Origin of the sequence: Streptomyces sp. NPDC008137 (assembly GCF_042957035.1) — a bacterium.
GTDB lineage: Bacteria > Actinomycetota > Actinomycetes > Streptomycetales > Streptomycetaceae > Streptomyces.
The window spans coordinates 166,432-189,122 of sequence record NZ_JBIBHN010000011.1; the positions used below are offsets into that span (position 1 = coordinate 166,432).

Annotated in this window: 23 protein-coding genes; 13 read left to right on the forward strand and 10 right to left on the reverse strand. The window is 71.9% G+C overall.

Features of this window, described 5'->3' with window-relative positions:
- Positions 1-16: 16 nt before the first annotated feature.
- The 3 genes from ACFZBT_RS20200 to ACFZBT_RS20210 are packed head-to-tail and all read left to right on the forward strand — an operon-like array spanning position 17 to position 2,750.
- Positions 17-694 carry a helix-turn-helix domain-containing protein gene (locus ACFZBT_RS20200; protein ID WP_391105239.1) on the forward strand — a complete coding sequence of 226 codons (678 nt, stop codon included), beginning with the start codon at positions 17-19 and terminating at the stop codon, positions 692-694.
- Complete coding sequence (locus tag ACFZBT_RS20205) at positions 691-2,049, forward strand: MFS transporter (protein WP_391105241.1); 1,359 nt, start codon at positions 691-693, stop codon at positions 2,047-2,049. Before ACFZBT_RS20200 ends, ACFZBT_RS20205 begins: the two co-directional genes overlap by 4 nt.
- Entirely contained in the window at positions 2,049-2,750 is a 702-nt protein-coding gene (locus ACFZBT_RS20210; protein ID WP_391105243.1) for a uracil-DNA glycosylase family protein, read from the forward strand. The genes ACFZBT_RS20205 and ACFZBT_RS20210 overlap by 1 nt, the downstream gene beginning before the upstream one ends.
- A 4-nt stretch (positions 2,751-2,754) precedes the next feature.
- On the opposite strand, the gene ACFZBT_RS20215 is transcribed toward ACFZBT_RS20210, so the two are convergent.
- Positions 2,755-3,411 (reverse strand): FCD domain-containing protein, encoded by a 657-nt coding sequence (locus tag ACFZBT_RS20215; protein ID WP_391105245.1) that lies wholly within the window; start codon positions 3,409-3,411, stop codon positions 2,755-2,757.
- A gap of 181 nt (positions 3,412-3,592) precedes the next feature.
- Here ACFZBT_RS20215 and ACFZBT_RS20220 point away from each other — a divergent pair, with 181 nt between their 5' ends.
- A complete protein-coding gene (locus tag ACFZBT_RS20220; protein WP_391105247.1) occupies positions 3,593-5,044 on the forward strand; it encodes a cytosine permease in 1,452 nt (483 codons plus the stop codon).
- A 5-nt stretch (positions 5,045-5,049) separates the two neighbouring features.
- Entirely contained in the window at positions 5,050-5,772 is a 723-nt protein-coding gene (locus ACFZBT_RS20225) for an aspartate/glutamate racemase family protein (protein ID WP_391105249.1), read from the forward strand.
- A 1-nt stretch (position 5,773) separates the two neighbouring features.
- On the opposite strand, the gene ACFZBT_RS20230 is transcribed toward ACFZBT_RS20225, so the two are convergent.
- Entirely contained in the window at positions 5,774-6,379 is a 606-nt protein-coding gene (locus tag ACFZBT_RS20230) for a gamma carbonic anhydrase family protein (RefSeq protein WP_391105251.1), read from the reverse strand.
- A 10-nt stretch (positions 6,380-6,389) separates the two neighbouring features.
- The gene (locus tag ACFZBT_RS20235; protein ID WP_391105253.1) at positions 6,390-6,803 is read right to left on the reverse strand and encodes a Rid family hydrolase; all 414 of its coding nucleotides are present in this window, start codon (positions 6,801-6,803) and stop codon (positions 6,390-6,392) included.
- Between the two features lie 156 nt (positions 6,804-6,959).
- Between ACFZBT_RS20235 and ACFZBT_RS20240 the strand changes: the two genes are divergently transcribed.
- The 5 genes from ACFZBT_RS20240 to ACFZBT_RS20260 all read left to right on the forward strand — a co-directional run bounded on the left by ACFZBT_RS20240 (position 6,960) and on the right by ACFZBT_RS20260 (position 12,307).
- Positions 6,960-7,739: a nucleotidyltransferase domain-containing protein gene (locus tag ACFZBT_RS20240; RefSeq protein ID WP_391105331.1), complete on the forward strand. Its 780-nt coding sequence runs from the start codon at positions 6,960-6,962 to the stop codon at positions 7,737-7,739.
- Between the two features lie 155 nt (positions 7,740-7,894).
- Positions 7,895-9,793: an FUSC family protein gene (locus ACFZBT_RS20245; protein ID WP_391105255.1), complete on the forward strand. Its 1,899-nt coding sequence runs from the start codon at positions 7,895-7,897 to the stop codon at positions 9,791-9,793.
- 23 nt (positions 9,794-9,816) lie between these two features.
- Positions 9,817-11,181 carry an amidohydrolase family protein gene (locus ACFZBT_RS20250; protein ID WP_391105257.1) on the forward strand — a complete coding sequence of 455 codons (1,365 nt, stop codon included), beginning with the start codon at positions 9,817-9,819 and terminating at the stop codon, positions 11,179-11,181.
- 95 nt (positions 11,182-11,276) lie between these two features.
- Entirely contained in the window at positions 11,277-11,966 is a 690-nt protein-coding gene (locus ACFZBT_RS20255) for a DUF899 family protein (protein ID WP_391105259.1), read from the forward strand.
- Between the two features lie 158 nt (positions 11,967-12,124).
- Positions 12,125-12,307: a hypothetical protein gene (locus ACFZBT_RS20260; RefSeq protein WP_189728827.1), complete on the forward strand. Its 183-nt coding sequence runs from the start codon at positions 12,125-12,127 to the stop codon at positions 12,305-12,307.
- Positions 12,308-12,331: 24 nt separating this feature from the next.
- Here the strand turns inward: ACFZBT_RS20260 and ACFZBT_RS20265 are convergent, their stop codons facing one another.
- The 3 genes from ACFZBT_RS20265 to ACFZBT_RS20275 form a co-directional block, all read right to left on the reverse strand.
- Complete coding sequence (locus ACFZBT_RS20265) at positions 12,332-14,341, reverse strand: ATP-binding cassette domain-containing protein (protein ID WP_391105262.1); 2,010 nt, start codon at positions 14,339-14,341, stop codon at positions 12,332-12,334.
- Positions 14,342-14,937: 596 nt separating this feature from the next.
- On the reverse strand, positions 14,938-15,375 hold the full coding sequence (locus ACFZBT_RS20270; protein ID WP_391105264.1) for a hypothetical protein: 438 nt from the start codon (positions 15,373-15,375) through the stop codon (positions 14,938-14,940).
- Complete coding sequence (locus ACFZBT_RS20275) at positions 15,372-16,031, reverse strand: ATP-binding protein (RefSeq protein WP_391105266.1); 660 nt, start codon at positions 16,029-16,031, stop codon at positions 15,372-15,374. The genes ACFZBT_RS20270 and ACFZBT_RS20275 overlap by 4 nt, the downstream gene beginning before the upstream one ends.
- Positions 16,032-16,276: 245 nt before the next feature.
- Here ACFZBT_RS20275 and ACFZBT_RS20280 point away from each other — a divergent pair, with 245 nt between their 5' ends.
- The 3 genes from ACFZBT_RS20280 to ACFZBT_RS20290 all read left to right on the forward strand — a co-directional run bounded on the left by ACFZBT_RS20280 (position 16,277) and on the right by ACFZBT_RS20290 (position 18,329).
- Positions 16,277-17,137, forward strand: coding sequence for a Scr1 family TA system antitoxin-like transcriptional regulator (locus ACFZBT_RS20280; protein ID WP_391105268.1), 861 nt, complete (start codon positions 16,277-16,279; stop codon positions 17,135-17,137).
- Positions 17,138-17,392, forward strand: a complete 255-nt coding sequence (locus ACFZBT_RS20285) for a DUF397 domain-containing protein (protein WP_391105270.1) — start codon at positions 17,138-17,140, stop codon at positions 17,390-17,392.
- A 124-nt stretch (positions 17,393-17,516) separates the two neighbouring features.
- Positions 17,517-18,329: an SAM-dependent methyltransferase gene (locus ACFZBT_RS20290; RefSeq protein ID WP_391105272.1), complete on the forward strand. Its 813-nt coding sequence runs from the start codon at positions 17,517-17,519 to the stop codon at positions 18,327-18,329.
- 56 nt (positions 18,330-18,385) lie between these two features.
- Here ACFZBT_RS20290 and ACFZBT_RS20295 read toward each other — a convergent pair whose 3' ends face one another.
- The 4 genes from ACFZBT_RS20295 to ACFZBT_RS20310 all read right to left on the reverse strand — a co-directional run bounded on the left by ACFZBT_RS20295 (position 18,386) and on the right by ACFZBT_RS20310 (position 22,690).
- On the reverse strand, positions 18,386-18,643 hold the full coding sequence (locus ACFZBT_RS20295; protein ID WP_391105274.1) for a hypothetical protein: 258 nt from the start codon (positions 18,641-18,643) through the stop codon (positions 18,386-18,388).
- Positions 18,636-19,775 carry a hypothetical protein gene (locus ACFZBT_RS20300; protein WP_391105276.1) on the reverse strand — a complete coding sequence of 380 codons (1,140 nt, stop codon included), beginning with the start codon at positions 19,773-19,775 and terminating at the stop codon, positions 18,636-18,638. The genes ACFZBT_RS20295 and ACFZBT_RS20300 overlap by 8 nt, the downstream gene beginning before the upstream one ends.
- A 16-nt stretch (positions 19,776-19,791) precedes the next feature.
- Complete coding sequence (locus ACFZBT_RS20305) at positions 19,792-20,721, reverse strand: hypothetical protein (RefSeq protein WP_391105278.1); 930 nt, start codon at positions 20,719-20,721, stop codon at positions 19,792-19,794.
- 535 nt (positions 20,722-21,256) lie between these two features.
- Positions 21,257-22,690 carry an aminotransferase class I/II-fold pyridoxal phosphate-dependent enzyme gene (locus ACFZBT_RS20310; protein WP_391105280.1) on the reverse strand — a complete coding sequence of 478 codons (1,434 nt, stop codon included), beginning with the start codon at positions 22,688-22,690 and terminating at the stop codon, positions 21,257-21,259.
- Position 22,691: the final 1 nt, after the last annotated feature.

Sequence of the window (22,691 nt, forward strand, 5' to 3'; positions counted from 1 at the left end):
GGCCTACCCTCCCGGCATGGACAGCGACGAGCACAATCGCGTACTCGACCCCGAGCACGACACCGCCGCCCTGAAGGCCCTCACCCACCCGCTCCGTATTCGGCTGCTCGGGCTGCTGCGGCAGGACGGGCCCGCCACGGCCAGCGAGCTCGCCGTGCGGACGGGGGAGTCGTCGGCGTCGGCCAGTTACCACCTGAGGGTGCTGGCGAAGTACGCCTTCATCGCCGAGGCCGAGCATCGTGACGGGCGGGAGCGGCGCTGGCGGGCGCTGCACACCGTGACGTCCTGGAGCAACGAGGCGATGGAGTCCTCCGCGGCGGGCCGGGCCTTCGTCAGCCTGGCGCGGCGGCGGCAGCTGGAGCACCTGGAGTCGTCCCTCGCCCGGCACGAGGCGGACATGGCCGGCGGGCGGCTCGGTCAGGAGTGGGTGGAGGCGTCCGGGATCAGCGATCTCATGCCCCGGCTGACGCCCGGGTCGCTCAACGAACTCTGGGAGACGATCGCCGGGAAGCTGGAGGAGCTGACCGCCCGGGACGCCGGTGACCCGCGTGCCGAGCACGTCGTGCTGCTCACCGCCGGCCTGCCGCTCGCGCCGCGCGACCGCGAAGACGGTGATCGCGAGGGCGCCGGCCGCGACGGTGCCGACCGCGAGGACGGCGACCGTGACGGCGCCGACCGCGATGGCATCTCATGAAGAACCGCACGGACATGCGGTGCCACGCGGACGAGGTGCCCGGTATGCGGACCGTCCGCCGCCGTTATGTCGTCATCTGCGTCCTTTCATGGCTGCCGCCCGGCCTCGGCCTCGCCTCGATGGTCCTGCTGCTCGGCGAGCGCGGCATGTCCCTGGCCGCGATCGCGGGACTCTTCGCCGCCCACTCCCTGACCGTGGCCGCGCTGGAGCTCCCCACGGGCGGTCTGTCCGACGTCCTCGGACGGCGGCCGGTCCTGGCCACGGCCGGTGCGCTCAACATGGTCGCCTGCTGTCTGGTCGGCCTCGGCACCACCGTCTGGGTGCTCGCCGCCGGCATGGTCCTCATGGGGATGTCCCGCGCGCTGGCCAGCGGCAGCGCCGAGGCCTGGTACGTCGACACCGTCCAGACGAGTGCGGGACCCGACGCCGAACTGCGGACGGGACTGGCCCGGGGCGGCACCGCGACCTCCGCCGCCCTCGCGGCCGGCCTCCTGCTCGGCGGGGCCCTGCCCTGGCTGCTCGGCACGGGCACGGGCAGCGGCCTCGGTGCCGGGCTGAGCGAGGCGACGTCCGGGGTGGTGCTGCCGCTGTCCGTGCCCTTGCTGCTGGGAGCCGCCCTCAGGGTCGCGCTCGTCGCCTACGTGCTGGCCGTCCTGCGGGAGCCGCCGCGCCCCCGGGCCACCCTGCGTTCCGTGCTGCGCGGCGTCCCCGTCACCGTCCTGGACGGGCTGCGACTGGGCGGACGGGACGCGCTGGTCCGCCGGCTCATGCTCAGCGCGGCCGCCGCCGGAGGCGCCCTGGGCGTCGTCGAGTTGCTCATACCCGGCCGTACCGTCGAGCTGACCGGGGCGAGCGGTTCCGGGGCACTGGCCTACGCCGCCCTCGCCTGCGTGGGCTTCGTCTGCTGCGGTGTCGGCAGCCAACTCGCCCCGTTCGCCGCCCGGGTCGCGGGCGGCGGGGAGCGGGCCGTGCTGATCTGTCTCGGGTCAGGGGTGACCGGCCTGCTGCTGCTCGCGGTCACCGCCTCCTCCACCCATCTGCTCGCCGCCACCGTCGCGGTCACCGGTTTCTGCGGCTTCTACGTCGGCATCGGCGCTGTGACCCCGAACCAGAACGCCCTGCTGCACCGCCGCGTCTCCAGCGCGGGGCGGGCCACCGCCCTGTCCGTCCAGTCCCTCGCCCTGCAGCTGGCCGGCGCGCTCACCGGCCTGATCGTCGGGGTGATGCGGCCGGGCCCGCTGCCGTGGCTCCTGACGAGTGCGGTGCTGCTCGCCGGGGCGCTGCTGTGGGTCCGCCCCGGAGAGGAACGGGCCGAGCAGGCCACGACCACCCGCCCCGCCCCTACCGTGGAGTGATGGACGCCAGCGGCCTTCCCCTCCTCGACCGGCGCATCGCGGACTGCCGGGCCTGTCCGCGGCTGGTCTCCTGGCGCGAGGAGGTGGCCCGGGTCAAGCGGGCCGCCTACGCGGACTGGACGTACTGGGGCCGGCCGGTGCCGGGGTTCGGGCCGGAGGACGCCCGGCTGCTGATCGTGGGGCTCGCCCCCGCAGCCCACGGCGGCAACCGCACCGGCCGGATGTTCACCGGTGACCGCTCCGGGGACGTCCTGTACGAGGCGATGTACGACGTGGGCCTCGCCTCCCAGCCCGCCGCCGAGCACACCCACGACGGCCTGGAGCTGTACGGCGTACGAGTCACCTCGCCCGTGCACTGCGCCCCGCCCGCGAACAAGCCGACCCCCGAGGAGCGGGACACGTGCCGTCCCTGGCTCGTGCGGGAACTGGGACTGCTGCGTCCCACCCTGCGGGCCGTCGTCGTGCTCGGCGCCTTCGGCTGGCAGGCCGCGCTGCCGGCGTTCGCCGAAGCGGGCTGGTCCGTGCCCCGGCCACGCCCCGCCTTCGGCCACGGGGCCCGTTACGACCTCGACGGTCTGGAGCTCTTCGGCTGCTTCCACGTCAGTCAGCGCAACACCTTCACCGGCCGGCTCACCCCCGCGATGCTGCGCGACGTACTGCGGACGGCCGCGGGGGCGGCGGGGCTGCCCCGGCCGGAGTGAGTCCCTACGGGAGTTCTTCGTCCCCGAAGAGGTGCCGCACCGTGGAGCGGTAGTTGGTCCGTACGTGCGTGAGCGCGTGCGCGCGGGCCCGGTCCGGGTCGCCCGAGGCGATCGCGTCGTACAACTCGCGGTGCTCGACGAGGAGCTGGGGCCACTCCTCGTTGCGCCGGGTCATCCAGCGCAGCCGGCCGGCGACCGGTTCCAGGGCCTCGGTCAGCAGGCTGTTGCCCGCCATCGCCACGATGCGGTCGTGCAGACGGCTGTTGACGTCCGTGATCGTCTCGGCGTCCTCGGCCTCGGTCGCGGCGGCGGCGCGGTCGAGGAGCTCCTGGACCGCGGCCAGGTCTTCCGGTGTCGCGCGGGACGCGGCGAGTCCTGCGGCGTAGACCTCCAGTGCCTCGCGCAGTTCGAACAGTTCCTTGACGTCGGTCGGGGTGAGGCGGCGTACGACCGTACGGCGCGGGGTCTCGAAGTGGACGAAGCCCTCGGCGACCAGTGCCCGGATCGCCTCCCGGACCGGCACGCGCGAGACGCCGAAACGGTCCGCCAGCTCGCGTTCCACCAGGCGGTCGCCGGGGCGGAGACTGCCCGCGATGATCTCCTGCCGCAGCTCGGAGGTGACGCGTTCGCGCACTGCGCCCAGGGGTTCGATCTTCGTCATGCAGCCCATCTTCGCCGAGGCGAGGTGTCTTTTACGGAGCGTTAACAACAGCGACATCGGTCGGAACGGTTGACGGGGAGACCATGACCCCGGTTTGGTATACCAAACGTGCGCTGAGTAGTCCCACCGAACCGTTGCCATCGAGCAGTCCTCCGTCGTCCCCTTGCTCATGGAGGCCCCCGTGTCCCTCGCCGACCGTGCCGCTACCACCGGCACCCCAGCGTTCGTCCCCGACCCCCGGCTCACCAACGAAGACCTCGCGCCCGCGAAGAAGCGCAACTGGAAGGTCTTCGACCTCTTCGCCATGTGGATGTCCGACGTCCACAACCTCGGCAACTACACCTTCGCCGCCGGACTGCTCTTCCTCGGCATGAACGTCTGGCAGATCTTCACGTCGCTGCTCGTCGGCTTCGTGATCATCTACATCGGCATGAACTGGATGGGAAAGATCGGGCAGCGCCACGGCGTTCCCTTCCCGGTGGTCAGCCGGATCGCCTTCGGCGTCTGGGGCGCCAACATCCCCGCGCTGATCAGGGCCGTGATCGCCATCATGTGGTACGGCATCCAGACCTACCTGGCCTCCGTCGCCGTCAACGTGATGCTGCTCGCGGCCTGGCCGGGCCTGGAGTCGTGGACGCACAGCTCCTTCCTGGGCCTCGACGCGCTCGGCTGGGTCTCCTTCATCGCCTTGTGGCTGGTGCAGGCGGCGATCATCAGCCGGGGTATGGAATCGGTCCGGAAGTTCCAGGACTTCTGCGGCCCGGCGATCTGGCTCGTGATGATCGCGCTGGCCGTGTGGATCCTGGCCAAGGCCGGCTGGACGATCTCGCTCACCTCGACCCCGCACCCGGTCTCCGTCGGCGAGCAGTGGCGGCAGTGGTTCGGCGCGATCGGCCTGGTCCTCGCCACCTACGGCACCCTGATGCTCAACTTCTGCGACTTCTCCCGCTTCTCGCCCGACTACAGGACGGTCAAGCGCGGCAACTTCTGGGGCCTGCCCATCAACTCCACGGCCTTCGTCATCGTGTCGGTCATCGTCACCGCGGGCGCCTTCGAGGTCTTCGGCAAGGAGATCACCGACCCGGCCTACCTGGTCGCCGAGATCGGCAACACCTGGGTGCTCGTGGTGGGCGCGCTGACCTTCGCCATCGCCACCATGGGCGTCAACATCGTCGCCAACTTCGTCTCACCGGCGTACGACCTCGCCAACGTCTGGCCGCAGAAGATCACCTTCAAGGTCGGCGGCATGATCAGCACGGTCGCGGCGCTGCTCGTCACCCCCTGGAACCTCTTCTCCAACCCGACCGTCGTGAACTACTTCCTCGGGGGCCTCGGCGCCTTCCTCGGCCCGCTGTTCGGCGTGATCATGGTCGACTACTACTGGGTCAAACGCGGCCGTGTGAACGTGGCGGAACTGTTCGACGCGACGCCCGGCTCCCGCTTCTACTACCGCAAGGGCGTCAACCCCAGGGCGCTGTGGGCGTTCCTGCCCGCGGCCGGTGTCGCCGCCGTCCTCGCGCTGGTGAAGACCTTCAGCGATGTGGCGCCGTACTCCTGGTTCATCGGCACGGCACTCGCGGCCGGACTCTACGTGGTCCTGTGCCGCCCCGAGCGTGCGACCGCGGAGGTCTGAGAGACGTGCGGATCGTCGTCACCAACTGCAACACCACGCAGGAGATGACCGAGGAGATCGTACGAGGTGCCCGGGCCGCCGCAGGCCCGGGCACCACCGTGACCGGACTGACCCCCGCGTGGGGGCCCGAGTCCGCGGAGGGCTGGCTCGACAGCTACCTGTCCGCCGCGGCCGTCCTGGACACGCTGCGGACGTACGACGGACCGCCGTACGACGCCGTGGTCATGGCCGGATTCGGGGAGCACGGGCGGGAGGGCGTGCGGGAGCTGGTGGACGTACCCGTCGTCGACATCACCGAGGCCGCCGCGCATCTCGCCTGCCTGCTGGGCCGCCGCTACGGCGTCGTCACCACACTGGAGCGGTCGTGCGGCCAGATCGAGGACAGCCTGGAGACGGCGGGTGTGGCGCGGAACTGTGCCGCGGTCGTCGGCACGGGCCTGAACGTGCTCGACCTCGGCGACGAGGAGCGCACGGAGACGGCGTTCCTCGCCGCCGCCGAGCGGGCCCGCTCGGCCGGGGCGGAGGTGCTGGTGCTGGGCTGCGCCGGGATGACCGGCTTGCAGCGGGCGGTCGGGGAGAAGCTGGGCCTGCCGGTCGTGGACGGGGTCGCCGCGGCGGTCAAACTGGCGGAGTCGCTGGTGGCGCTGGGACTGACGACGAGCCGGGTGGGGAGCTACGCGCAGGCGCTGCCGAAACGGAGGGTGTGGGGGAGGACCGAACGGCGGTAGCTCATGACGGGCCGTCGAGGGTGGCGTCGTCGCTGTGAGCCCCGTAGAACGCCGTCTGGCGGGCCATGACCTCCCGCATCGACGTGCCGCGCGGGATGCCGTACACCGTGCCGGGGAAGTCCAGCGCCTCCTGGATCTGCCACAGTTCGTCGTGCTCGCCGGGGGCGAAGAGCCGGGCCCGGGGTGCTCCCGCCGCGATCCAGCCGATGGGCAGGACCGTGCCGGGCGGCAGTACGGAATTGACGTGCAGCACACTGTGGATCCGCAGCTCGGAGCCGGTGCTCGCGACGGCCCCGGGGAAGACGCAGGCGCCGGTGGCCACGAAGACCTCGTCCTCCAGGGTCGCCCCGTTGACATGGGCGTGCGGGCCGACGAGCACGGCGTCACCGATCGCCGCGGGGTGCCGGGCACGTCCCCGGACCAGCGCGTTCTCCATCACCACGACGTCCGAGCCCACCCGCACCTCCCCGTCCTCGGCGGTGAGCACGGCCCCGTGCAGCACCCGGCTGCGCTCCCCGAGGACGACGGCCCCGCACAGGACGGCCGTGGGAGCGACGTACGCGGACTGCGGGACGACGGGGCGCCGGCCGCGGTGCTCGATCAGCATGGAGTTCTCCTCAGGTCGGCGCCCCGTCGGGCACGACGGCTGTCGCCGTAATCTCCACCAGCTGCCCCGTGTACCCGAGGCACGCCACGCCGATCAGCGTCGACGAGTGCGGACCGGCACTGAGCCCGGACGCCTCGACGACCTCCCAGACGGTGGACAGCACGGCCGGCTCACCGCTCACGACGTACACGTCGGTCGCCACGACGTGCGGCAGATCGCTGCCGACGGCGCGCAGCTGCTCCCGCAGGTTGGCGATCACCTGCTCGGCCTGCCGCACGGGATTCCCGGGTCCGACGACCTCCCCCCTGGCATCCAGCGGTACGGCACCCGCCAGAAAGGCCAGCTTGGTGCCGGCTTCCACGACGGACGCGTGGGAGTAGGTGGGCGGCGGGAACAGGCTCGGGACGGTGACGCGCTGGATCACGGATTCTTCCGATCTACGGGCGGCGGCAGGACAACCCACCGATCATGCGAGGCCCCGGCGGGCGAGCGCACCCGTATTTCCTTGCACGACCATCCGTATTTCGTTTCACGACGGCCGAACGGTTCCCCTACGCTGCCCCAGCCCCGCGCCGTCCGCCTGCCCAGGAGCCGTCTCGTGCCCGCCTTCCTCGACCACACCGCCGACCGCCTCGCCGCCCTCCCCGCCGTCGAGGCCGTCACCCTCGGCGGCTCCCGGGCCCAGGGCACCGAACGGCCCGACAGCGACTGGGACCTGGCCGTCTACTACCGCGGCGCCTTCGACCCGGCCGATCTCCGCGCGGTCGGCTGGGAGGGCGAGGTGTCCGCGATCGGCGCGTGGGGCGGCGGTGTTTTCAACGGAGGTGCCTGGCTGACGATCGAGGGCAGGCGGGTGGACGTCCACTACCGCGATCTGGACGTCGTCGAACACGAGCGGGCGGAGGCCGAGGCGGGCCGCTTCCGCGTCGAGCCGCTGATGTTCCATCTGGCGGGCATCCCGACGTATCTGCTCGTCGCCGAACTGGCGATCAACAAGGTGCTGCGGGGCGAGCTGCCGCGTCCCGCCTCCTACCCGCGGGCCCTGCGCGAGCGTGCCCCCGGGCACTGGCACGGCATGGCCGCCGCCACCCTCGCCTACGCCAAGGCGGGACACGCCCCGAAGGGCGCGGTCACCCAGACCGCGGGCGCGATCGCCCTCGCCGCGACGCAGACGGCGCACGCGGTGCTGGCGGCGCGCGGGGAGTGGGTCACCAACGAGAAAGGGCTCGTCGCACGGGCCGGGCTGGGCGAAGCGGATGCACTGGTCACGCGCATGACCGCCGGACCTGACCCACTGGCCCGCGTGGTCGGCGACGCGGAGGCACTCTTCGCACAGGCCGTGGAGGAGGCCCGCTCCTGACGATTGCGTTCATAAAGAACCCGGCTCTCCCGCACTCCGTCACGTTCCGGAAACCTTTCCTCCAGGAACCCCGCTTACCGTGGACACCCACACCCCGCCCCGGCCACCGTCGCCCGAAGGCCCACCCCTGCCCTCGATGAGACGACAGGAGCCCCGTGTCCCGGTCCCACCGTTTGTCCCTTGCGCTGCCGCCCTGGCTCGCGCACGCCCTGCGCGCTCAGCGGGGACCGGTGCCCTGGAGCGCGGTGACCCGGGGTGCCCTGTCCGCCGGGCCGCTGCTGCTGGTGGCCGTGCAGACGGGGCACACGTCGCTCGGTGTCGTCGCCGCCATCGCCGCCATGCTCGCCGGGATCAACGACCGGCCCGGGAGCAGGCGGGTCTCGGTCAAGCGGCTCGGGGTGCCCGCGCTGGGCGGTGCCCTCGGGCTGGTGATCGGGACGTATGCCGGGGACGAGACCGGCGCGGTCGTGCTGACCGTGATCCTCACGCTCGTCGGGCTCGTCGCGGGCGGCATCAGTGCCATCGGTCCCGTGGCGTCCGCCGTCGGTACGCAGTTGCTCGTCGGCGCGGCGATCGGCGCGGGCATGCCCCTGCCCGAATCGGGGTGGCAGCGCGCGCTCGCCTTCCTCGCCGGGGCCGGCTGGCTGCTCGTGCTCCGGCTCGTGCTGCCCACGCCCGGCTCCCTGGCCGGTGACTTCCGCTTCGACGGGGAGCGGGCGGCCGTGGCCGGTGTGTACGACGCGGTCGCCGAGTTGCTCGACGCCGTCGGCGGGCCGGACGCCATCCGGCGCCGCGCCGCGCTCACAGCCGCCCTCGACCACGCCCAGGACGCCCTCGCCGGGCCCCGGCTGCGGCGGTACGCCTCCTCCTCCACGGAGCGGCGGCTGCACGCGCAGTACGCCGCCGCGCTGCCCCTCGCCGAGGCCGCCACCGCGCTGGCCTGGGCCGAAGAGGCCGTTTCCGAACGGGCCTCCGAAGGCCCCCGGCGGCTCGCCGCCGCCGTACGCGACAACACCCACACCGGGCCGCTGCCCGCACCCTCCCGCTCGGTGCCCGCCCTGCGCGCCCTCGACGACGCCCTGCTGCAGGCCGCCGAGGTGTTCGACCAGGGCGGGGGCGGCGATCTGCACACCCGGCCCCGTACCGCCAGGGACCGGCTGCGGGCCGCCTTCGGTACCGCCGGACGCGAGTACGGACTGCGCGTCGCCCTCTGCTTCGGGGCCAGTTCCGCGGTCGCCCAGGCCCTGCACCAGAGCCAGTGGTACGGGGAGCACGAGCACTGGTACTGGCTGCCCGCCACCGCTGTCTTCCTCGTCAAGCCCGACCTCGGGCCGCTGGCCTCACGGGTGCTGAACCGGGCCGCCGGGACCGTCCTCGGCGCTCTCCTCTTCGCCGGGTTCGCCATCGTCCTGCCCCGGCCGGAAGGGCTGATCGCGCTCGTCGCCCTCAGCGGGGCGCTGATACCCGTCGCCACCCGGCACTTCGCCGCCCAGACCGCCGTCGTCACCGTCCTCGTCCTCGCCCTGGTCATGGTCGGCGGCGAGGCCCAGGCCTCCGCGGGCCGGATCGGCGAAACGCTGCTGGCCTGCGCGATCGTGCTGATCGTCGGGCATCTGCCGATGCCCGGACAGCGCGGCGGGGGAGTGCGCGCGCGGCTCGCGGCGGCGAGCCGGGCCGCGTACGCCTATCTCACCCACGTCCTCGACGAGGCCGACGCCCCGCGCATCGGCGGCTCCGGCACCCCCTCCGACCACCGCGCCACCCGCTGGACCCTGCGCCGCGAGGCCTACCGCACCCTCGCCGAGGCCCGCACGGCCATCTCCCTCTCCGCGCACGAACTGCCCGCCCTCGCCCGGCACACCGAGGGCGCGGACGAGGTGGCCGACCTCCTCGAACGCCTCGTCGACACCACGACCGCCTGCGCCGTGCACCTCGACGACACCGGCCGGATCGGCCCCCGCCACACGGAACGCCTCGCCGCGGTCCTCGACGAACTCAACGGACCCGGGGAACGGGTGGGGCTCCGACTGCCCCGGACACCCCTCGCCGGATAGCGCCCCCGGCGTACGTTGGCGTGATGACGCCTTCTGCCGCGGACCGTCCCGCCGACCTCGTCATCAGCGCGTGCACCGTCCTCGTGCACGACGATCAAGAGCGGATCGGCTTCCAGGAGGACGCCGCGATCGTCGTACGGAACGGGATCGTCGAGGCCGTCACGAGCAGCTCCGAGGCCCGGGACCTGGCCGCCGCCGAGCGGCTCGACGGCCGCGGCCAGGTCGCGCTGCCCGGCCTGATCAACTGTCACACGCACGCGCCGATGGTCGCCCTGCGCGGCCTCGCCGAGGACCTGCCCACCGAGGAGTGGTTCAACGACGTCGTCTGGCCCGTCGAGTCCAACCTCACGGCGAAGGACGTCGAGCTGGGCGCGCGACTCGCCTGCGCAGAGATGATCCGCGCCGGCGTCACCTGCTTCGCCGACCACTACTTCGCCATGGACGAGGTCGCCGCGGTGGTCGCCGAGTGCGGCATGCGGGCGCTGCTCGGCGAGGCCTACTTCTCCTCGCAGGGCCCCCAGGGCCGGGAACGGTCACTGGAGTTCGCGCTGCGGCACCGCGGCTCGGCGGACGGCCGCATCACCACCGCTCTCGCGCCCCACGCCCCCTACACCGTCGACGACGCCGACCTCGCCGCCACCGCCGAGCTCGCCCGCGCGCACGGCCTGCCCGTGCACCTGCACGCCGCGGAGAACCGCGGCCAGACGGACACCAGCCTCGCCCGCCACGGCGTCACCCCGATCGAGGTCCTGGCCCGCACCGGCATCCTCGACACGGACGTGCTCCTCGCCCACGGCACCGGCATCACCGACCGCGACCTGCCGGTCCTGGAGCTGGCGGGCGGTCGTACGGCGGTCGCCACCGCGCCCCGCGGCTACCTCAAGTTCGCCTGGCCCGACACGACACCCGTCCGCGCCCTGGGCGACATCGGCGTCGACGTCGGGCTCGCCACCGACGGCGCCGCCTCCAACAACTCCCTCGACGTGTGGGAGTCCATGGCCCTCACCTCACTCGTCCAGAAGCAGGCCGAGGGCGACCCCCGCCGGCTGACCTCCCGCCAGGCCCTGCACCACGCCACCCTGCAGAGCGCCCGTGCCGTGGGGCTGGGGGACAGCGTCGGCAGCATCGCGCCGGGCCGCAGGGCGGACATCGTCCTGGTCGATCTCACCGGCCCGCACACCCGGCCCGTCCACGACCTCGCCGCCACCCTCGTGCACAGCGCCCGCTCCGCCGATGTCCGCACCACGATCGTCGACGGACGGATCCTGATGCGCGACCGGGAACTGCTGACCATCGATGTGCCCGCGGTGGCGGGGGAATTGGAAGAGCGCCTGCCCGCGCTGGTGGACCGCGGCCACGGCCGGCGCATCCAGGAGTACGACACCTGAGTCCCAGGAAAACTTCGCGAGCCGCCGATGAGTTCCGCCCCTCCCTGAGGTCACCACTCGAACGGGACCGTTGGACCGTTGTACAGGAGGGGTTCATGTCGCTACCGGAGATCGCCTCGCGCGAGCAGTGGCGCGCGGCGCGCGCGGAACTGCTGGTCAAGGAGAAGGCCGCCACCCGCGCGCGGGACGCGCTGAGCGCCGAGCGGCGCGGACTGCCCATGGTGGCGGTCGACGCGGAGTACGTGTTCGAGGGCGGGGACGGCAAGGCCACCCTGCTCGACCTGTTCGAGGGGCGGCTCCAGCTCGTCGTCTACCACTTCATGTTCGCGCCCGAGTGGGACGCCGGCTGCCGAAGCTGCTCGGGATTCCTGGATCAAATAGGGCATCTCGCCCATCTCAAGGCCCGTGACACGTCGTTCGCGGCCGTCTCCCGGGCGCCTTTCCCGAAGATCCTGCCCTTCAAGGCCCGGATGGGCTGGACGGTGCCTTGGTACTCGTCCTACGGCAGCGACTTCAACCGCGACTTCGAGGTCACGCTCGAGCATGAGGGGGAGCTCTCCGAGCGACCCGGCCTCAGCTGCTTCCTGCGGGACCGCGACCGGGTCTTCCACACCTACTCGACATACGAGCGCGGCCTCGACGGCCTCGGCTCGACCACCAGCCTGCTGGACCTCACAGCGCTGGGCAGGCAGGAGGCGTGGGAGGAGCCCAAGGGGCGCTCGTCGGCTCTTGGGGCGCCTGCGGGAAGCGAGCGGGTCCGCTATCACGACGAGTACGACGATTGACACGCAAAGTGAGCACATCCGCCAAGAGGCTGAGAGGTTGGTCACACATGGCGGTGAACGCGTGTCAACTACGTCTCAGAACCGTCACTTCGCGAGCCGTTCACCCCATCGTTGGCGTTTAACTCTACGAGTACAGCGCTACATGGAGGTGCAGGGTGGTGAACGGGCGAACGGTGCTCGAGCGCTTTCCCGCCGGTGGGCCGCGTGGCTCCTGGCCTGCGGAGGAGTTCGCGCAGGCGCGGCGTCTGGAAGGCCTGCCCGCCGAGGTTGTCATGGACCTCGCGACGGACATGTTCCTGGTGATCGTGCGCAGCGGCGACAGCGCCGACGCCACGGCCTGACGGACGCCCCGAGGAAGTCGTGGCTCAGCCCGCCTTCGGGGCCGGCACCTTCGCGACCGGCTCGACCTGCGGAGCCGTCGCGGACGGCGCGACCGTCGTGGGCGGCGCGACCGTCGTGGGCGGCTTGGTGAACTGCTCCGCCTGGAGCGCGTACAGCTCGGCGTAGAGCCCCCCGTTGGCCAGCAACTCCTCCGGCGTCCCGGACTCCACGAGCCGGCCCTGGTCCAGGACGTGCACCAGGTCGGCATGGCGTACGGACGCCAGCCGGTGCGTGATCAGTACGACCGTCTGGCCGCTGTCGGCCAGGGCGCGGATCCGTTCGAACACCTCCAGTTCGGCCCGTGCGTCCAGGGCCGCCGTCGGCTCGTCCACGATCAGGATGCGGCCCTTGCGATAGGCCGCCCGGGCGATGCCGAGCCGCTGCCACTGGCCGCCGGACAGTTCGTGCCCGCCGCTGAAGTTGCGGGCGAGCAGCGTGTCGAGGCCGCGCGGCAGATCCGCGACCACCGTCTCCGCTCCGGCCTCGGCGATCGACGCGGCCAGCCGCTCCTCGCACACGGGCGCCGACGTGCGCCCCAGGGCGACGTTCACCCGGGCCGTGAACGGCCATCGCTTGAAGTCCTGCGCCACCATCGCGATCCGCTCGGCCAGCAGGTGCCGGTCGGCGGTCGCCGCGTCCACGCCGTCCCACAGGATCCGCCCCCGCTCCGGGGTGTACAGCCCGGCGAGCAGCTTGACCAGGGTCGTCTTGCCGGAGCCGTTCTCGCCGACCAGTGCCACGATCCGGCCCAGCGGGAGGGCGAGCGTCACGTCGTCGAGAGCGGGGCGGGCCGAGTCGCCCGGGTAGCGGAACGTGATGTTCTCGAAGCGGATCTCGCGCGGGTCCTCCGGCAGTGGCTGCCCGCCGGCAGGGATCGCGCGCTGTGCCGCCTCCGTGTACAGCCGTTGCAGGTCGCCGACGAAGAGGGCCTCCTCGTGCAGTGCGTTGACCTCCACCACGAGGGTGTCGAGGCTCTGCGAACCGGTCCGGATCGCGATCACGGCCGTACCCGCCACCGACAGCGCCATCGATCCCGCCAGCAGGAGTCCGCCGAGCGTCGCGTACGTCGCCGCCGTCGCCAGACCCGTCCACGCCGCCGCGATCAGGCCGGTGCGGGCGGCGAGCCCGGCCAGGCGGGCCTGCTCGGCCTCGGCCGTCTCCGACATCGCGCGGAAGTGCCGCAGCAGGAAGGCGCCCACTCCGTGCACCCGGATCTCCGGGGCCGCCTCGGGTTCGATCAGCAGATTGCCCAGCAGCCTTCCCGCGCGGGCGTGCTGCACCCAGGCGTGGAAGGACTCGTAGCGCCGCCGGGCCACGGTCAGCGCGCTCCAGGCGCTCGGCAGCGTCATCGTCACCAGCAGGGGCAGCAGGGCCGGGTGCAGCACGGTCAGCACGCCGGCCGCCGCGACCAGGGAGATCATCGCGTTGATCACACGCGTCCCGTACATGATCATCCGGCGGGCGGAGGCGGCGCCGTACTGCGCGGTGTCCAGCAGCTTGTGGAAGGCGTGGTCCTCGATCGCGGCCAGTTCCACGCTCGCCGCCCGCTCCAGGTACCGCTCGGTCGCCACCCGCTCCACTTTGGGCTCCAGGCGGCCGGTGGCGTAGGTGCTCGCGGCCCGCAGCAGCGCCGCGAGCAGCATCACGATGGCCACCGTGACCAGCGCGGGGACGGCTCCGCGCAGCCGGTCGTCGATCGGCCCGCCGCCCATCAGCCGGGCCAGGACGCTGTTGACCGCGAGCAGACTCACCGCCTGTGCGACGCCCCGGCCCGCCTCGGAGGCCAGTACGATCCGCGCGGCGCTCCGGTCGGCCTGCCGGGCGAGCCGGAGGCTGGACGCCAGCAGGGACGGCAACCGGGTGATCATGGCGCGGAAGTTCAGTTCCAGGAACGCGTCGGCGTGCTGGCTCCAGCCCATGTCGTAGCGCAGCGGCCCGCCGAAGAGCAGCCGCTCCGACTCGGACACCTCCGGCGCGGTCCGCTTCTTCCCCACCGTCGACCGACCTCCCCGCTCAGGCCCGCTCGTGAACGAACGGCCACTATCTCGGGGGCGGAGCCCACTCGGGCAGGGCGCAGCCCGGGGCGCCGGATGCGCGCGGGCGCACGACCGGACCGGGGGAGGTGTGGGGCGGCGCGGGGTGCCGGGGGTGGTGCGTGTGCCTCGGCTCGGATGTGCTCGGGGGGCCTGCGCGCCGGAGGGGGCATGAAGGGCTGGGCGTGCGCAGCATCCGGGGCGTGCGCGGTGGCCGGGGCGTGTTGGGCCGGGCGTGCTGGGCCGGGTGTGCGCGGCGGCCGGGGGGTGCTGGGCTGGGTGTGCGCAGCATCCGGGGCGTGCGCGGTGGCGGGGCGTGCTGGGCCGGGCGTGCTGGGCCGGGTGTGCGCGGCGGCCGGGGGGTGCTGGGCTGGGTGTGCGCGGCGGCCGGGGGGTGCTGGGCTGGGTGTGCGCGGCGGCCGGGGGGTGCTGGGCTGGGCGTGCGCGGTGGCCGGGGCGTGCTCGGCGGGTCCTGCGCGCCGGCCGGGGCGTGCCTGACGAGTGCTGCGCTCCGACTGAGTGCCGCTTGGCCCCGTCCGGGCCCTGCTCGACGAGTCCTACGCGCTGACCGGCCGCGACCACGCCGGAGCCGTCCCCGTCACACGGCACAGGGCCAGGTACAGAGGTATCGGCGGGGTGTACGGGAGCTTGCCGTCCGGGCGGTGGATCAGTGCGGGGAGCTCCGGAGCCTCCGCGAGGACCGCGCCCGGCGCGTACCGCGCGGGGGTCGGCCACTCCAGGGCGTGGTCGGAGTCGGCCGGAACCAGCCACCACCAGTGCGTCCCGTCGGCGTAGACGCAGCCCGCGCGGGGCAGCCGGGGCATGACCAGCCGGCCGACACGGACGGGAACCGCGACCGCGTCGCAGCCGAGCGGCGCGGTCATGCCGTCGGGCACGGGCAGGCGCAGGGCAGGGCCCGGCGGTGTACGCAGCCTGCGCCGGAGGCGGGCCAGGGTGTCCAGGTTCAGGACGCGGCCACCGCGCGCGGACGTCATGCCGCCCCCTGCTCTCGGCGTCGCCGCTGCGCGGGGACCTCCGGCGCGCTCCTCGTGTGACGTGCCTGGTGCGCTTCGTCCCGGTCGTCCGAGTCGTCGGAAGGACCCGGCTTCGGGCGGGCGCCCCAGCCCAGGTCGTTCCGGGGGTCCGACGGGGCAGGCGGGGTGTCCGCCGTGCGCGGCAGCTCGGCCCAGACCAGGAGCCCGGGGCCGTGCTCATGGGAACCCCAGGCTTCGCAGAGGGCCTCGACGAGAAGCAGTCCCCGCCCGTGCTCCTCCTCGGGCCGCGTCCGGCCGGCCGCGTGGGGCTGGCCAGGGGCGCAGCCCTCGTCACGCACCGCTATCCGCACCAAGCCGTCGCCGTCGTGCAACTCGCACACTATGTGCGTGCTCGCCGTGTGCACGATGGCGTTGGTGACCAGTTCGGAAACCACCAGGGCCGCGCTGTCGCACGTGTCCTCGCACACCGACCAGCCGGTCAGCCGGGCCCGCGTCAGGCGTCTGGCCTGTGCGGGGGAACCCGGATGTGCGGCCAGCTCGAAACGGAACCGGCGCTCGGCAGCGGCCCCGTCGGGGCCGACTCCGGCGGTACCGAGGCCGAGAGGGCCTGCGGCGGTGTCTGTTCCTAAGGGCGCGGACGGAATCACGCTTGCCACTATCGCCCCGCCGTGAACACTTGGCAAGTGTCACTCTGAAAATTGCAGAGTGCGCTGTGACGGTCTGAAAGGCCGTGGCACACTGCATCGCAACAGCACCCCGCGCGGCGCCAGTTGAGATCGTCGAAGATTCGTTCGAAACGTCGGTTCGGATCAGCTCTTCGAAAGGGTCTTCGCATGGCGCCGCCGGGCTGTCAGCGTTCTTTTCATGGCCGGCTCGTCAGAACTCTTCATGGAGGTGGAGCGTGAGCGAACCGCGGTCCGCGCCGACGGTCGGTCAGGTCGTCCTCGGCCGACGCCTGTTGGACCTGCGGGAACGCGCCGGGATGAAGCGCGAGGAGGCCGCCCGCATCCTCCGCGTCGCCCCCGCCACGGTCCGTCGTATGGAGATGGCCGAGGTCGCGCTCAAGATCCCGTACCTTCAACTGCTCCTGAAGGCCTACGCAATCTCCGACGAGGAGGCCGACGCCTTCGTCCAGCTGGCCGAGGACGCGAACAGACCCGGCTGGTGGCAGCGTTTCCACGACATCCTGCCCGGCTGGTTCTCGATGTACGTGAGCCTGGAAGGCGCGGCCGGCGTCATCCGCAGCTACGAACCCCATTTCGTCCCCGGCCTGTTGCAGACCGAGGACTACGCGCGCGGAGTGCTCCGCTCCGGCGCCATCGGCCAGACCAGGCCTGACGACATCGAGCGCCATGTCGCCCTGCGCATGCAGCGCCAGGACCTGCTCACCCGCGAGGACGCGCCCCGGCTGTGGGTCGTGATGGACGAGACCGCGCTGCGGCGCCCGGTCGGCGGCCCGGAGGTGATGCGTGCCCAGATCGACAGGCTGCTCGAGGCCACGAAGCTGCCCAACGTGACGCTCCAGGTCGCCCCGTTCGCCAATGGGCCGCACCCGGGCACGTACGGGCCGTTCGTGCTGTTCCGATTCGCCATGCCCGAACTGCCGGACATGGTCTACAGCGAGTACCTGACCGGCGCGGTCTATCTCGACGCGCGCGCCGAGGTGGCGACCCACCTCGAGGTCATGGACCGCATGGCGGCGCAGGCCGCTACGGCACATCGCACGAAGGAGATCCTCCGGGATCTCCGCAAGGAGCTGTGAATGGATCGCATCAAGCCGCGCAAACAGGTCTACAACGGCATGCCCGCGCGTGACTTGGGCAGCGAGGGCTGGCACAAACCGTGGAGCGGCGGGAACGGCGGAAACTGCCTGGAGGCGATGAAGCTCGCCGACGGCCGGATCGCCGTCCGCCAGTCGACCGACCCCGACGGTCCGGCGCTGATCTACACCCCCGACGAGATGACGGCCTTCATCGAGGGGGCGAAGGCGGGGAAGGCGGACTTCCTGCTGTCCTGACGTGATCGCCCTTTGCCGCTGCTCGGCTCTCTGCCGCTCGAATCTCCGCCGCTCCACTTCCTGATGCTGCACTTATTGACGCTGATGTTGAATTGAACACCCTTCGCGCCTTACGGAGTGCCTCATGACCGGGCAGGACCTCACGACGTCCGTCCAGATGGACACGACCAGACCCCACCCCGCGCGGATGTACGACTGGTACCTCGGCGGCAAGGACAACTACCCGGTCGACGAGGAGATGGGCCGTCAGATGCTGGCCCTCGACCCGAGGGTGCCGGTGATGGCGCGCGTCAACCGAGCCTTCATGCACCGGGCCACCCGCTGGCTGGCCCGGAACGGCGTACGGCAGTTCCTGGACATCGGCACCGGCATACCGACCGAACCCAACCTCCACCAGGTCGCCCAGGAGATCGCCCCGGACGCCCGGGTCGTCTACTGCGACAACGACCCCATCGTCCTGGCCCACGCGGCGGCCCTGCTGCGCGGCACGGACGAGGGCGCCACCGAGTACCTCCAGGCTGACGTCCGCGACCCGGACGCCATCCTGGAGGGCGCGCGGAGGGTCCTGGACTTCAGCCGGCCCGTCGCGCTGTCGCTCATCGCGCTGCTGCACTTCGTCTCGGACGAGGACGGCGGGCACGAGCTGGTCCGCCGACTGCTCGCCGAACTGCCCTCCGGAAGCTACCTGGTGATCACCCACGCCACGGCCGACTTCACACCGGAGGAGTCCAGGGCGGCGACCGAGAAGCTCCGCGCCGCCGGTGTCACCCTGGCCCTGCGCTCCCGCGAAGAGTTCACCCGCTTCTTCGACGGCCTCGACCTCGTCGAACCCGGTGTCGAGGTGCCGCACCACTGGCACCCCGAGCTGGGCGAGCCCGTGCCGGGGCAGGACGACGGGGTGATTCCGGGGTACGGGGCGGTGGCGCGCAAACCGTAGCTCTCGGCGTGGACGTGTGCCCCATCTCCTGGCCGGCCCCTGGCGCCCGGGGCCGCCTACCCCTCGGCGTCGCGGAAGGGATTGGGGAACGTCACCCACCTGATTCCGTCAGCCGTGGCGGCAGCGGTGTCCGGGGCCGCGGGAGGCGGGGAGTCGGACAGTTCCAGGAGGTCCATGAGTTCGGTGGGGAGTTGCGCGGGAACCTCCACAGGTGCCCAGTGCGCTTCCTGGCCGAAGTCGATGTCCGGCGACACTGATTCAGCGTCACCGAGATCGAGCAGCAGCTCGTCGAGCATCGCGAAGATGTCATCCATCGGTGCCTCCGCCCGGAGGCAGGGACGGTGGGGTCCGGGGCTTGTCGGTCACCTGCCTGGCAGCCGAGAGACGCTGCGTCACGTTCTCGTGGACGCGTTTCACGGCCTGGTTGGCGTTGGCGTACGCGGTGAGGGCCTTGGTCTTCTGCAGCGCATAGACACTCTTGGCGATTTCCTTGGTCTGCGGGTCGATTCCGGCGTAACAGGCGAGGTCTTCCTGTGCGACGCGGGAAAGAGCCTCCAGATACGCATGGTGGCGTGCTTTGGCGGTCGCCAGGTCCGGGTCCTCGTAGATCAGGTCGCTGAGTGTCAGCCAGCCGAGGGAGAAGTCGTCGTCGATCGCGGCCTGGGCGGAGGACCGCGCGTTCTCCTTGTCTCCCAGGGACTGATAGGCCCTGCTCATCGTGTAGAAGATCGGTCCGCTTTCCCCAGGGGTGTCGTCTCGGCATACTCCCAGCAGGGCCGGCTTCAGGCATCCCCGCGGATTGCGCTTCGCGAGGTAGACGCGGGAGATGATGTGGAGCGACGCCGGCTCGCCTGGGTGTGTGCGCAGTCGGGTCATCGCCATGCCGTAGGCCCGCTTCAGCAGCTTGTCGACCAGGGGTAATTCGTTCGCCTTGTTCAACGCGCTCGCGGTCTTCATGCTTTCTCGCATCAGCAGGGCCACGGGAGACATGGTGACCGCGGTGCGCACGGCTGTCAGGGTCAGCAGCTCCCGCTGCATGCGGGAGATCGATTCAGCGAGGACCAGATTGACGAAGGGGTCGTCGGGAGATTCCTGCAACCTCTCGGCGAGGCGATTGATGCCGTTTCGCTCGTTGAAGACATCCGCGGGCAGAGAGAGCACGGGAAGCGTGCTCATGGTGCTGCCCAGTTTCGCCGCGCCGCGCCCGGTGGCCGTACCCATCGAGGTGGCGGCGAAGCGCAGCGTCAACTCGCCCCGTTTCCGCGAAGCCGTGCGGCCGAGCTCTTTGGCGCGATGAGCGGCCTTGGCGCGTGCGTCCTTCACACGCCGCACGTATTCCGGATTCGCCGTCTCCGCACGGGACATCCCGGCCGAGACGGCATCACTCGTCAGCTTGCGCGCTTCCCGCCAGGCAGCGCCCAGCGAGTGCTTTCGATGTGTCGCCATGATCCTCTTCCGGGCTTCAGAATTGCCGCGTTCCGGGCTCGGCCGCACCGCCGTCCGGGTCGTGCGGACTCGCCTTTCCCATCAGATCCCACATCTGGAAACCGAGTTCGTCCAGCCGGCCGGAGACATCCTGAGGAAAGCCGGAGACGGCGGCCAGGTTCGCGTTCGTGACCACTTTCTCGTAGCCGCCGCTGCGGAGCTTTTCGGCCGCCGCGCCATACATCTCCTGCTCGACGGCCGGCCGCGCGGGATCGTTCGCGTAGGTATCGAAAAGCTCGGCCATGGACTGCGTGTTCGCCGTCAGGTTCTTGTCCAGGGCGCTCACGGAACTGACATTGCGCCAGCCCTCCAGTGCTTTGTTGTCCACCAGATAGAGCTGTCCGTCCTTCTGGACGACGATGTCGATTCCTCCCTGATTCGTGCCCGCGATATCAGGTTTGTAGTACAGAACGTCGTATCCCTGGGACGCCAAGGCCTCGGCGGCTGCCTTCTCTCCCGCCAGTCCCTTGGCGAGCCGCTGAGTGGTCTCGTACGCGGACTGCTCCGCCGTTCCGTTCTGGTCCCACTCGGTGAAAGCGCGATCCACTTCCAGGTCCAGCCGGCGCGCCGGGTCCGCGGCCTGGTCGTCCAGCCGCTGTCGCTGCAAGAGGTCCTCGGTCGCGTTGGCCTCGATGACGGCCCTGTCCGCCTGGGCCGCGGCGGCCAGTTCATTGGCCGCGGTGGCCCCCTGCCCTGCGGCCGCGCCCAGTTGCTGCTCCACTCGTTGCGCCTCGTCCCGCGCGTCGAGCGCCGCCTTGTCCCCCGGATCCGGCTGTTGCGGCGGATCAGGAGCCTTCGCCTGCTCCGGAGGCTCCCAGACGTCCGGAGGTTCCCAGGTGTCGACGGCCGGGGCGGCCGGTTCACCGACCGGAGACGGGATGTCCGCGACGGGCGGCGGATCGGGCATCCGAGGCGGCTCCGGCAGCGGGGCGGGCGTCGGCTGAGGAGGATCCGGCAGGGGAGGGGGAGGTAGCGGTGGTGGCGGTGGCGGTGGCGGTGGCGGTGGCGGGTCAGGCGGGTCAGGCGGGTCAAAAGCAAAGTCCGTCACCGATGTTCCCCCCGGCTTCACGACCGAACACGCCGCAGGCCGACGCCCTTGTCGCCGTGGGCCCGCGGTTTTGAACAGCAAGCAGGATCCCGTTCCCGGCAACCCGTGACAAGGCGAATCCTCCCTTTCCCAGGAGTGGTCGGGTTGCGTGCTCCCCGGCGTACGACTCTCGGGGAACGCCCGAATCACCGGGCGTCGGCGCGATGTCCTGCGAGCTTCGCCGCCGCCGAGCGCCTGACGGCTCGACCCGCCCGCCGGCGGACGTGGGCCGGTCCGCGACGGCGGTACGACTCTCAGTACGCCTCCGTACCCGCTCGCGGAATCGCGGATGACCAAGTGACGGGGTCCTGCTGCCGCATGCGCCCGGGCCCGTCGCCGTACGCGGGCTCGGCGCTCATGGCCTCGCATCCCCCGTCGACGGCGGCGGCAGCGCACCGCACAGCGCCTCCACCGCGGGACCGTAGGCATGCTCCGAGGGGGTCGCGTAGCCCACGACGAGGCCGTCACTCACCGCCATGTCCGCGTCAGGGTGCCGGAACGCGGCCAGGCCGTCGAGGGCGATGCCCTGCCAGGCGGCGGCCTTGACCGCGGACGCCTCGGTGCCCGGCGGCAGCCGCAGCACCGCGTGCAGCCCGGCCGCGACGCCCGTGACCTCGACCTGCGGCGCGTGCTCGGCGAGCGCCGCGACGAGCCGGTCCCGGCGGCTCCGGTACCGCTGCCGCATCCGCCGTACATGACGGTCGTACGACCCGGAGACGATGAAGTCGGCGAGGCTCAGCTGGTCGAGGACGCTCACCCATGCCTCGCGCTCGCCCTTCACGGCGAGTACGTCCTCGACGTACCGCGCCGGTAGCACCATCCAGCCCAGCCGCACCGCCGGTGACAGGCTCTTGCTGACCGAGCCGATGTGGATCACGCGCTCGGGGTCGAGCCCCTGGACGGCGCCGACCGGCCGGCGGTCGTAGCGGAACTCCCCGTCGTAGTCGTCCTCCAGAACCAGCCCGTTACGCGCGCGTGCCCAGTCGATCACGGCGGCCCGGCGCGCGGGGTGCAGCGGCCCGCCGGTCGGGAACTGGTGCGCCGGCGTGAGCAGCACGGCACGCTCGCGCCCCAGCCGGTCGACTTGGGCGCCGTGTTCGTCGAGGGGGAGCGGCACGGTACGCACCCCGGCGTCCGCGAGGATCTCCCGGTGGAACCCGAGCCCGTACGCCTCCACGGCCAGGGGCCCGCGCAACACGCCGCCTCCGAACAGCAGCCGCAGCGCGTGCGCGAAGCCGGAGCAGATCACGATCCGGCCGGGCTCGGTCCGCACGCCCCGCGCGCGGGCCAGGTACTCCCCGAGCGCCTCCCGCAGTTCGGCCCGGCCGGCAGGGTCGCCTGGGCCGAACACCTCGTTGGGCGCCTGCTGGAGCGCCCTCCGGTAGGAGGCCAGCCAGGCAGCGCGCGGGAACGCCGAGACGTCCGGCGTGCCCTGCAGCAGATTGTGCCGGGGGCCACGCACGCGTGGAGGTGCCCTCTTGGGCACGCGAGCGGCAGGACGCAGCGGCTCGGCACGCTCCGCGACCCGGGTGCCCGAGCCCTGACGGGCGGTGAGCCAGCCCTCCGCGACGAGTTCCGCGTACGCGTCGGCCACCGTGTTGCGGGCGACACCGAGGTCGGCCGCGAGCGAACGGTACGGCGGCAGCCGCGTGCCCGGAGCGAGCCGCCCGTCGCGCACGGCCTCGCGCAGCGCCCGGATCAGCGCCGTGCGCCGGCCGCCCGGCCCGGACATCTCCAGATGCAGGTCGGACCCGATCCGCTCCGCGGAATTGACCCACGAATTCGCCATG